Origin of the sequence: Massilia horti, from assembly GCF_004614195.1 — a bacterium.
Classification (GTDB): Bacteria; Pseudomonadota; Gammaproteobacteria; order Burkholderiales; family Burkholderiaceae_D; genus Telluria; species Telluria horti.
Map to the genome: position 1 here is coordinate 124391 of NZ_SPUM01000038.1, position 10425 is coordinate 134815.

The window sequence follows — 10425 nt, forward strand, 5'->3', positions numbered from 1 at the left end:
CGGTGCGTCTTGCTGCTTAGGCAATTGTCGGATATGCTCGCGCGTTTATTTGCTTCGCTAATCGTTTGTGTCGACTTCCAACCTGCAGTATGCATACCCAGCGCAGCCGGTGCGTTGGTGGTTCCTGGTCCTCGGCTTCGGCGCCGTGGCGTTCCTTCTGATGACATGGCGTTGGGGCGGAACCGTCGAGGACTCACTGGCTTACTTCAACGCCGCGCGTTACCTGCGCGGAGAAATCCCGGCCTCCGAGCTGCGCGCCCCATTTCCCTACCGCTTGCTGGTGCCCGCCGTCGCGTCAAAGCTGCCGGGCGACCTGCGTCACGCATTTGCCGGACTAAACTGGGCGCTGGTCACGGCAAGCGCATGCATGGCCGTAGCTGCTGGGCGGCGAGTCTGCTTGGGCGAACGGCAAGCGCTTTTCGCCGGGCTGATCATGTTGGTTTCGCTGCCGACTTTCTGGTATGCGCCTTACCTGCTGGTCGATCCCGGTTCGGTTTGTGCGCGCAGCGCGTTCGTGCTCGCTGTGCTGTCCGGGCAGCCCTGGCTGGCGGCGCTGGCCGCAGTCATGGGCACGGCCGTGCGCGAGGAAAACATCCTGTTGCTCGTCTGGCTCATCGCCGCGCGCCGGATCGCGCTCGTTCACGGCCTGGCCGCGCTGGCAATCGCGGCCGGCTGGCTGGTGGCGGTGCGCTGGTGGCTGATTCCGGGCTTGCCGTCCTACACCTGGGTGCCGAACATGTGGACCGTGCGCCATGCGCTGGGGGATGTCCCGTCCTTGCTTTCGCTTGCAGGCTGCGCCGGATTGGTGGTGCCGCTGGCTATTGCAGGCTGGCGCCGCGCCCCCGCACAGGTGCGGCCGCTGGCGAGCCTGATCTTGCTGATGGCGCTGCCGGGTTTGTACGCTGCGGCAAGCGTGCGGATCGACGGCAGGATCATTTGGGGCCTGTATCCGTTCCTGATCCCGTTTGCTGTCAGCGCGATCGGCAACAAGGCCGTGAGCAAGCTCAAAAATTGATCCGCCTGCGCTAATCAAGGTGCCAAGGACGCGTCTAAACCCTAGGCCCAAGAGCGAGGGGCCAGATACTGGAGGTTCGAATGACTTCGTCAATCGCATTGATTCTGGATCCGCAGTTCGGCACGCGTGTCTTTGATTTGGCAAAAGATATGCCTGTTTGGATCGTCGCCAGCGAACAGAACAAACGTGCGGTGGAACAGGCCCGCGCCAAACTCGGAATCACCGCTGACATCACGACGCTTTCGCCCGCCAAGGAGGATGCCAACGACACTTGTGTGCGTGCGCTCTACGACATTGACGAACATCACGGAGCGGGAAGCCTCACTGGGGGGTACCAGCAAGTACGGATTTTCGGCTGCGCACCTGAATCGGTAACGCCAGCGCTGATGCAGGAACTAGGCTTTGGCAGAATCTGCGCCACTGGGTCCGAATTTACGCTCGAAAAGTCTTAGCCGAGCGGTTCGCCAACCGCTACAAGCATTTGCCCCTGGCCTTTGCCAGCACCACAAACGGGATCGCATACAGTCCTTGGAAGGAGATGAACCCGATAACGGGCGGCTGCCGCTTCAGGCCGTCCGGGTGCAGGCAGTCCGGCACCTTCGCTTCTTCAAAATCTTGCGAGAACTTCTGCCACTTGTCGACCTTTAACACGTCCGCTTCATGCCGGCGCGGGTTCTCAACGGTATCGGCAAGTGTCTCCCGTACCGCTTGCGCGATCGCCTTGTCGGTGATCTTCGCGCGCAGCCCGCCATCGCTCGCGGCCGGCGCTTCCGTCGGAGCGGCGAGTGCAGTGGCAAAGGGCAGGGCGACCAACAACGCGGTCATGCTGAATCTCATCGGGACTCCGGTGGCCTAGCGTATTTGCAAATGTACACGAACAACGAGAACCGTTGCCATTTTGAACATCTCGTTACATATTGCCGCTACAATAGATTTCTCTTTTGACAGCACGCGAGGCCTTGATGAAATCTTTCGTAGCACTTGCCGCAGCGCTGGCGATGTTCGCCGCCAGCCCATTCAGTGCGGCCGCCCCCGCCAAGAACTACTTTGATAACACCGGCCGCAGCGACGTGCTTAGCGGTGGCGTGCGCATGATCCCGATCACCACGCCCAAGGGCACCTTCAATGTCTGGACCAAGCGCATCGGCAACAACCCGACCATCAAGGTGCTGTTGCTGCACGGCGGCCCGGGCGCCACGCACGAATACCTGGAAGCCTTCGACAGCTACTTCCCCGGTGCCAGCATCGAGTACTACTACTACGATCAGCTCGGTTCGGCATACAGCGACCAGCCGGACGAACCGTCGCTGGTCGACCTGCCGCGCTTCGTGGAAGAAGTGGAGCAGGTGCGCAAGGCACTCGGTCTGGACCGCAAGAACTTCTACCTGTATGGCCACTCCTGGGGCGGTCTGCTGGCTGCGGAATATGCGCTCAAGTATGGCCAGAACCTGAAGGGGCTGGTGATCTCCAACATGATGATGAGCGTTCCGGCCTATAACCAGTATGCCGAAAAGGTCCTGCAGCCGCAGATGGACCCCAAGGCGCTGGCCGAGATCAGGCAGCTCGAAAAGGAGGAGAAATACGAGGATCCGCGCTACATGGAACTGCTGATGCCGAACTTCTACGTGCACCACATCCTGCGCCTGCCACCCGACCAATGGCCGGAACCGGTCGGGCGCGCGTTCAAGCGCCTGAACCCGAAGGTCTACATCCCGATGCAGGGACCGAGCGAGCTGGGCTCGCGTAATACCAAGCTCGAGTTCTGGGACCGCGTGGCCGACCTGCCGAAGATCACCGTGCCGACGCTGTTGATCGGCGCGCGCCACGACACCATGGATCCGGCGCACATGAAAATGGTCGCGGAAAAGGTGAAGCGCGGCCGCTACCTGTACTGCCCGAACGGCGGACACATGGCCTTGTATGACGACCAGAAGGTCTACTTCGACGGCCTGATCCGCTTCTTGAACGACGTCGACAGCGGGAAGTTCTGATGATTAAGCGTCTCTTGATCGCCTGCTGGCTGCTGCTTGCCAGCGTCGCCGCGCATGCCCAGCAGGACGCGGCGTTGACGCGCCAGGTCAACGCCTTTATGGACGAGTGGCATGACGATGCCGCCCATGCGCGGATGGCGTATTTCGACAAGATCGCGCAAGACGGCGTCTATATCGGCACCGACAAGAACGAGCTCTGGCACCGGGACGAATTCAAGGCCTGGGCCAAGCGCTTTTTCGAGCGCAAGGCGGCGTGGTCGTTCAAGGCGACACGGCGCAACGTCTATTTTTCGCCGGACCGCTCGTTCATCTGGTTCGATGAAATCCTCGATACGCCGAACATGGGGCCGTGCATGGCAAGCGGGGTGATCCGCAAAACCGCGCATGGCTTCGAGATCGTGCATTACCAGCTGTCGATGGCGGTGCCGAACGAGGTGAATGGGCAAGTGGTCACGCTTATCAAGCAGGCCCAGTCCGCGCCGGCAGGCAGGTAAGACGTTTCAAAAAGCTATGTCCCCATTAAGTGTGGAACCGTGCTTACCTAAGGCGTAGGGTGCGCACCAGTGCGCACGCGGAACAGTTGAATGCCGTTGGCTCCGGTACACACACGTACCGCGTGCGCACAGGTGCGCACCCTACGGCGCGCGCCCCAACGGCAGCACCTTCCGCGCAAGCCTCGCCAAGCTCCGCCCCTGCATCTGTTGCAGCACCCAGCCCTTCGGTGCCGGCCCGCCAATAACATTTACGCCAGACCTTCGAGATGCAAGGGCCGGCGCGGCGCAAACGCGTCCCCAGGATAGGCATCGCGGATGCCTTCGAAGAACAGGATGAACGACTCGGCCACCGTTTGCATCACCGCTTCCGCCCGGCGGCATTGGCGCGGCTCCAGGCCGCCCGAGTCTCGGCACAGGCGGTAGAACAAGGTGTCTTCGTGGCGCAAATCATGGTCGAGCGCGGCATGCCGGCGGAACGCGCGAAACAGGCTGGCCGCATACGGATACTGCTCGGTGAGCCGCTCGTAGAACCGATCGAGATCGGTTTCCGAAGGCGGCGTAAGCCCGGGCTGCATGATGGCGAACGACGCGGTGTAGGCCAGTTCGCCCTCGTAGGCCAGTTCGGCCAACTGGTTGATCAGCGCCAGGGTCTGCGGCAGCGGCGGTGCCGCCGTCAGCGCGGCGCGCTCCAGGCCGCACTCGACCAGGCCGTCGAGGAAGATCGCCGCGTGCCGCATCTCTTCCACGTACTGCCGGCTGAGCGCGCCGTGCAGCGCGTGCGCCTGGCGGCAGTGCGCGACCCCGAGCGGCATGTAGCGATTGGCGGCGTCGACAAAATGATAGAACTCGGTGCCCCAGCCGAGCACCTGCGCGCGCGACAGGCGCCCGGCGAGCAGGTCTTCCCAAAACGGTTGTTCGAAGATCGGGCGTGCCCAGAAGCGTGCGCTGGCGCGCAGTGCCCCGGCCATCGCCTCGGGGTCGGGCGCCTCGCTGGCGCGGTCCAGGTCGAGCAGCAGGTCGGCCTCCAGCAGCGTGGCCAGAACCGGTTCGAGTACCGCGGCCGGCACGCCTGCCTGTTCATTCGCGCATGCAGCGGCCTGGCCATCGAGCGCCAGCAGCGCGCGTTCGAAAGCGTCCGGGTCCGCGGTCGTAAGACTGATCTCCTCGTCGCGGGCGGCGACCGTCAGGCAGCCCCTGGTGCGCAGCAGGCGGCAGCCGGGGGAGAGCAGCAGGCGGCGGTGTGCGAGCGTGTTCATTTGCGCACTCCTCGATAGCTGCGCTGCGCGCACAGCGGAAAGGCGGCGGACGACTGATAGTGGCGCAGGATGTCGGTCGACCACATTTCGAGCGTTTCGACCAGGGCGAACGCATCCCGCAGCGCGGAACAGGCGCGCGCACGCTCGATCGGGCCGACCGCACGCGTTACCCTGCGCACCACGCCCTCGTGACCGTATTCCTCGTCCAGTGCCAGGTGCTCGGCCATCGGCCGCACACAGGCCTGGTCGGCGCCTCCGTAGCGGATCGCCACCCGGTCGAAAAAGGCGCGCGCGTCGGCACGGTCGCTACTGGTCGATTCCAGGAAGCCGGAACAGACGGCATAGCGCAGGGGATCGACGCGCGCCGCCGCACGCATCAAGTGCAGCAGGGCGCGCGTGGCCGGCAGCGGCAGCGATCGCTTGCGCTCTTCAAGCGTCACCTCCAGCTCATCGAGCGCCCGCTCGAAGTAGCGGAAATGGTCCCACTCCTGTGCAAAGTGGCGCGCGAACATCGCGCGCAGCGTCGGGTCCTCGCAGCACGCGATAGCCATCGGCAGCCGCTCCTGGATGCCGGTGACGAACCACCACGATTCGACCACCCAGCCGATGAACACCGAGCGCGGGAGCGAGCCCTGCGCCATCCCGGTCCACAGCGGATGCGCGAACAGCCGTGCCTTCCACTGGCGGTAGAGCGACGCGCACAGGGTGTTGAAGGAGTCCGGCGAGAAGGCATCCCCCGTCATCGGCGACACGTAACCGAGCAGCTCGACTTGCTCGAGCCGGCGCACGACGATTTGCACCGCGTGCGGCGACAAGCCGCTCTGGCGCGCGATGGCGGCCACGTCGAGCAGGCCGTTCATCGACATGATCGCTTGCAGCAAGGGCACCTCGGGCAGGCCCGAGACCGAGAACACGGCATCAGTCAGTTCGATCTCGACGCCATGGTTCGCGATTCTCAGCTGCGCGTCGGGGCGCAGGCATGGACAGGGTTGCAGCATCCGGACTCCCGCTGAGTTTGGCAAAGCCCCGCAAGCGTCGCGCTTGCGGCGTTCCCACGGCCTGAAGCGGCTAGTTGATCACCACCCCCAGTACAGGAATGGCCGGCAGCTTGTGCCTTTTGCTGATGTTCACGGTGATCTCGTTGGGTGACGCATTGGCTTGCGCTTCAACCACCCTGGCATGGCGGGCCGTGCCCTTTTCCACATGGATCACGACTGCGTGCTCTTCCAGTGGCGCAGTCTTGGTTTGCTCCATCGATGTCTCCCTCTGGACCGGTCCGCAAATGGGGTGGCGGACGCCGCTCCTTGAGTATAGGTTGTGGTTTCAAGGCAGCAAGCCGCCCTATCGGAAGTAATGGGCTCCAAGCCGGCGGTGGGTCATGCAGTCCCGGTTTGTGCTATCGTGTCCGATTGACCAGAGAACAGTAACGCAATTGAGCAACACCTACGTCGGCCGTTTCGCGCCATCCCCGACAGGTCCGCTGCACGCCGGCTCGCTGGTGGCCGCCCTGGCCAGCTATCTTGATGCCCGCGCCCACGACGGAGTGTGGCTGGTGCGCATTGAAGACATCGATGAAGGCCGCGCGGTGCCGGGAGCGGCGCAAGAGATTTTGGCCCAGCTGCACCGGCTGGGCATGGACTCTGACCGCGAAGTGGTCTGGCAAAGCCGCCGCAAGCACCTGTACCAGGCCGCCTTCGACCGCCTGGCCGCGCACGCCTACCCGTGCGGCTGCAATCGCCGCGAGATCGCCGATTCGCGTCTGGGCATTGCACCCGATGGCGCGGCGATCTATCCCGGCACCTGCCGCGCCGGCCTGGCGCCGGGACGCAGCACGCGCAGCCTGCGGCTACGCGTACCTGAGCAGGGCACAGACACCATCAGCTTTGACGATCGTTTTGCCGGCCGTGTGAGCCAGCGCCTGGCCACCGAGTCGGGTGACTTCGTCCTCAAGCGCGCCGACGGCTACTGGGCCTACCAGCTGGCGGTGGTGGTCGATGACGCCGAACAGGGCGTCACCGACATCGTGCGCGGCGCCGACCTGCTCGATTCGACGCCGCGCCAGATCTACCTGCAGCGCCTGCTCGGACTGCCTACGCCGCGCTACCTGCACGTGCCTGTGGTGCGCAACGCCGACGGCGAAAAACTCTCCAAGCAGACCGGCGCGCTGGCCGTGCAGCCCGGCGACGAGGCTGGCGCGATCGACGCGCTGCTGGCGGCATCGCGCTTCCTCGGCCTGATGCTGGAACGCCCCGATTCACTTGCTGGCTTCTGGCAAGTTGCTATTCCAGCATGGCGCCTCCTGCTCGCGCAGCGTAACGCCTAGACCTTGCGCTTGCGCGCCACGAAGCCGAGCCCGGCCAGTCCCAGACCCAGCATCGCCCAGCTTGCCGGCTCCGGAACCGGCGCCGCCACGATAAAGCCGCGGATTTCGCCCTCGGGGAACTTGTCCGAGTGAACGTTCACATAGGCTTCGTGCGCATTGATGCCAGCCATCAGCGCTGCCTGGGCGGACTCGGCCGTTCCACCATTACTGTCAAGGAAGGCCGGCGTGAACGAGGCATCCTTGGTCAGGTCGATCGCCTGGGTGAACGAGCCGGACTGGACGCCGACGGGAGTGTGAGTGAAGGGGACCGCGATCCCCGCATCGCCGGTGAAGGGAGTGCTGGTGCAGCAGTGGATATGGCTGGCCAGTGACGGACTTTCCAGGTACTTGAAATTCGAGTCAACCTGCAGGATGTCCCCCGCGAAGTCGAGTGCCGTCAAGCCGTAGGCGGCCGAGGAATTCGGCGGCGATTCGAGCGCACCCACTTGAACAGCACGCAGCGGCTCGCTTTGCTGCGCATGCGCCGTCGACACGGCCGCCAGGCTCGATGCCGCAATCGCGAGAACTGAAAGAACATGTTTCATGGATACCTCCTGTTGAAAATGACTCCGCAAGCGCCACCAGATACAAGCGCTGCCCAAAAAAGTAGCACTTGGGCCGAGGTGAGGCGCACACCGTACGGCTGGGCAAAAACACGACAGTTGTGCGGAGTTGTTCTTGATTGTTTGGCACAAATCGCCGGCTGGGCGTGGCGGACTTGGCGATTCGCGTTGCCGCTTGCTTGTCCTGCAGCAGTTGCAAAAGGCGTAGGATGCGCTGTCGCGCACGCTGTACGGTTGAGCAGAGTTTGCGTCTGCTGCGCCAGATGCTGCGATTGCGAACCGCGTGCGCACAGGTCCCCGCCGGCCGTGCGCCCCCTACGTTTCTGCCTGGGCAGTCATGTGGAATGCGCGTCGAGATGGCGCGCAAGCCACCCGGCCAGCGCCTGCTCGTAGCGTTCCAGTGCTTCCGAGTAGAGGTCGAACACGCATGGCATGCAGCCGCTGCGGCAGCAGTCCTCCGGCGCCGGCTCGGCTGGCGGCTGGGGGCGGGGATCGGATGGCGTGGGCGTGGCAGATGTCGACATGGGCGCAGGATACGCGATCCCGGCCCACAGGTCGAGGCGGCGCCTGAAGGTCAGTCGTCCAGGTCGTAGCGGTGCAGTTGGAACACCATCTTTCCATCCTCGCGCTCGCATACGCCTTCCATCGTTTCGCCTTTCTTAAGGATGCCGTTGATTTCCTCGCGCATTTTCTTGCTACTGCGCATGCTGCAGCCTTAGCGAGCTCATGAGCAACCGCAAATGGCTGCTCCTTCGTTATGGCGGGTACACATGGAATCACATACAGTTCGGCCAGCAAATTCGAATTTCCCTTTTGCGGAGGTCAAATGCGCGGCCCGTTTGGTAGCGATACGAATCGTGGGCGACTCAATTCCCGGCCCGCTGGGCCCATCTGTGCTTTCGGGGAGCGGGTTAAGCTCACCCCGTCGGCACTGGCTCGTGCAAGCGAGTTGCATCTGCGCATTCTAAGTCAGTACGCATTCCAGGGTAATCGTGAACGCTACTGGAACTATCTTGCTGCTCAGGGCGTCGCATACGCCCAATTGGCATTAGGCGTGGTTCGTAATGATTCGCTCAATGGCTTCGTTGCAAACTTCTACGCGGCTCACCGCGCCGAAAAACTCGGCGTCACGCTCGACGAGAGGCAATGGAATGACCTTGGCATAGAGCTCATGAGGAAGGATTTTCAGTATCGCAAAGGTTTTGCCACCCGGCCCGATACGCAGGATTACGTTCTCAACCTGCCTGTCCAATATATCTACGAATACCATGCTGCGACCTTCCGTCAGTTCGGTCTTGATGAGAAGGCGTGGACCGCTTACGTTCCGCTTGCCCCTTACATCAAGAGTGGAGACTACCAAGAGGCCGAAGCAATCTGGACGATTATGATGGATATAAATTTCTTTCGGCAAGTTGGTGGTTCGGTGTGGGCTGACAATAAAGGAGCAAGCTCAACAGATTGGACGGATCATGCTGAATGGTTTTTTGTCGTTTCGAATGCGACGCTTGCTTATGGAGACAATCCATGGCAAGAATTTAGCAATCCAGACAAGATTGGCGATTGGTATTACGCCGGCGGCCAGTGGTACAGGTTCAATGTGCCGCTTGGGCAAGAACGTATCGCCAACCCTCGCCGGAAGGCGGAGCTGGACCGTGCGCGAGCGTTTCGCCTCGAACGACAAAAATTTCTTAAAGAACATCCAGTGACGCCATCGGATCAATCCCGAACGATTGAAAGCAGGTGATCTTGATGCAGAAAATCGTTTTCTGGACGCTTGTTACCGGCTCCCTTCTTGCCGTCGCCGTGCACCTGGTCCACCCGGGGAGTACCAAGGCCCCGCGGGTAGAGGAGAAGCGCATCGTTATCTGGCTGAACGGACAGCGCATTTTCCTTCCGATCGCTTACATTCCGCCCCGGGAGCGCGGGCTCTACCAGGACGGTCACGGGACCGATGCTTTGCGGATAGAAGCGGTGCTGCCTACCTTAGCGCCATTCGTGGATCCGGAAGATAACTCGCCGGTATTCGATCGTTATCGCGACGAGATATCGATACTGATTGGCCCCGCCGGGGTGAATTCAGAAGCCGAACGCCGGGAATTATTGGCCAGTTACGCCAAGGACTGGCTGGAGAGCCGCAGCAAGGAAGGCCAGCGTTTCGGGTTGCAGCGTTATGTGTTGGAACCTGGCGCTCGCTCGGCCTTTGTGCATAACGATGTGTATTTGAATCTCGGCCCGGGGCCTGATCAGGCACTCATCAACTGCACGCCCGACAGTGTGCCCGACCCGGAATCGCCTGAAGCTGCACAACTGCGACGTAAGGGGGAGTTGGTCAAAAACCCCATGTGTGAACATACGTTCTTTTCGCCGAGATTGCCGAAGTCAGTGATACAAGTGAGCTATTTCAGGCGGCACTTGCCAAACTGGCGAGGCATTCAGGCCAGTGTGCTCAAGTTCATTGATTCACTATCAGACGATCGTCCCGGACAGCAAGGAATACCCTCTGCAGCCGAGCCAGGCTCAACTTGAGTAGCTCGTATTCGACATCGCGAATGCCGTATGCTGGCGGCTGGGGGCGGGGATCGGATGGCGCGGGCGAGGCAGATGTCGACATGGGCGCAGGATACGCGATCCCGGCCCACAGGTCGAGGCGGCGCCTGAAGGTCAGTCGTCCAGGTCGTAGCGGCGCAGCTGGAACACCATCTTTCCATCCTCGCGCTCGCATACGCCTTCCATCGTTTCGCCTT

Annotated in this window: 14 protein-coding genes; 7 read left to right on the top strand and 7 right to left on the bottom strand. The window is 62.3% G+C overall.

What is annotated here, in order from left to right:
• Window positions 1-67 precede the first annotated feature (67 nt).
• The gene (locus E4O92_RS06500) at window positions 68-1015 is read left to right on the top strand and encodes a hypothetical protein (RefSeq protein WP_135188938.1); all 948 of its coding nucleotides are present in this window, start codon (window positions 68-70) and stop codon (window positions 1013-1015) included.
• 80 nt (window positions 1016-1095) lie between these two features.
• Window positions 1096-1467, top strand: coding sequence for a hypothetical protein (locus E4O92_RS06505; RefSeq protein WP_135188939.1), 372 nt, complete (start codon window positions 1096-1098; stop codon window positions 1465-1467).
• Window positions 1468-1486: 19 nt separating this feature from the next.
• Here E4O92_RS06505 and E4O92_RS06510 read toward each other — a convergent pair whose 3' ends face one another.
• Window positions 1487-1852 (bottom strand): hypothetical protein, encoded by a 366-nt coding sequence (locus E4O92_RS06510; RefSeq protein WP_167759714.1) that lies wholly within the window; start codon window positions 1850-1852, stop codon window positions 1487-1489.
• Window positions 1853-1977: 125 nt separating this feature from the next.
• Here E4O92_RS06510 and E4O92_RS06515 point away from each other — a divergent pair, with 125 nt between their 5' ends.
• Both E4O92_RS06515 and E4O92_RS06520 read left to right on the top strand, forming a co-directional pair.
• Entirely contained in the window at window positions 1978-3006 is a 1029-nt protein-coding gene (locus tag E4O92_RS06515) for a proline iminopeptidase-family hydrolase (RefSeq protein WP_135188941.1), read from the top strand.
• A complete protein-coding gene (locus E4O92_RS06520) occupies window positions 3006-3500 on the top strand; it encodes a nuclear transport factor 2 family protein (protein ID WP_229483096.1) in 495 nt (164 codons plus the stop codon). The genes E4O92_RS06515 and E4O92_RS06520 overlap by 1 nt, the downstream gene beginning before the upstream one ends.
• A 248-nt stretch (window positions 3501-3748) precedes the next feature.
• On the opposite strand, the gene E4O92_RS06525 is transcribed toward E4O92_RS06520, so the two are convergent.
• The 3 genes from E4O92_RS06525 to E4O92_RS06535 form a co-directional block, all read right to left on the bottom strand.
• On the bottom strand, window positions 3749-4756 hold the full coding sequence (locus E4O92_RS06525) for an iron-containing redox enzyme family protein (protein ID WP_135188942.1): 1008 nt from the start codon (window positions 4754-4756) through the stop codon (window positions 3749-3751).
• A complete protein-coding gene (locus E4O92_RS06530) occupies window positions 4753-5754 on the bottom strand; it encodes a thiaminase II/PqqC family protein (protein ID WP_135188943.1) in 1002 nt (333 codons plus the stop codon). Before E4O92_RS06530 ends, E4O92_RS06525 begins: the two co-directional genes overlap by 4 nt.
• A 70-nt stretch (window positions 5755-5824) precedes the next feature.
• Window positions 5825-6010, bottom strand: coding sequence for a hypothetical protein (locus E4O92_RS06535; protein WP_135188944.1), 186 nt, complete (start codon window positions 6008-6010; stop codon window positions 5825-5827).
• A gap of 178 nt (window positions 6011-6188) precedes the next feature.
• On the opposite strand from E4O92_RS06535, the gene gluQRS reads away from it, so the two are divergent.
• Window positions 6189-7079 (top strand): tRNA glutamyl-Q(34) synthetase GluQRS, encoded by an 891-nt coding sequence (gluQRS, locus tag E4O92_RS06540; RefSeq protein ID WP_229483098.1) that lies wholly within the window; start codon window positions 6189-6191, stop codon window positions 7077-7079.
• On the opposite strand, the gene E4O92_RS06545 is transcribed toward gluQRS, so the two are convergent.
• The 3 genes from E4O92_RS06545 to E4O92_RS25310 form a co-directional block, all read right to left on the bottom strand.
• Window positions 7076-7663: a CHRD domain-containing protein gene (locus E4O92_RS06545; RefSeq protein WP_135188946.1), complete on the bottom strand. Its 588-nt coding sequence runs from the start codon at window positions 7661-7663 to the stop codon at window positions 7076-7078. The two genes, gluQRS and E4O92_RS06545, sit on opposite strands and share 4 nt — an antisense overlap.
• 353 nt (window positions 7664-8016) lie before the next feature.
• Window positions 8017-8205: an oxidoreductase-like domain-containing protein gene (locus E4O92_RS06550; protein ID WP_135188947.1), complete on the bottom strand. Its 189-nt coding sequence runs from the start codon at window positions 8203-8205 to the stop codon at window positions 8017-8019.
• 50 nt (window positions 8206-8255) lie between these two features.
• Window positions 8256-8387, bottom strand: a complete 132-nt coding sequence (locus E4O92_RS25310) for a hypothetical protein (protein WP_267873780.1) — start codon at window positions 8385-8387, stop codon at window positions 8256-8258.
• 120 nt (window positions 8388-8507) lie between these two features.
• Here E4O92_RS25310 and E4O92_RS06555 point away from each other — a divergent pair, with 120 nt between their 5' ends.
• Entirely contained in the window at window positions 8508-9425 is a 918-nt protein-coding gene (locus tag E4O92_RS06555; RefSeq protein WP_135188948.1) for a hypothetical protein, read from the top strand.
• Window positions 9426-9427: 2 nt separating this feature from the next.
• Window positions 9428-10207 carry a hypothetical protein gene (locus E4O92_RS06560; protein ID WP_167759715.1) on the top strand — a complete coding sequence of 260 codons (780 nt, stop codon included), beginning with the start codon at window positions 9428-9430 and terminating at the stop codon, window positions 10205-10207.
• The last annotated feature ends 218 nt before the right edge of the window (window positions 10208-10425 follow it).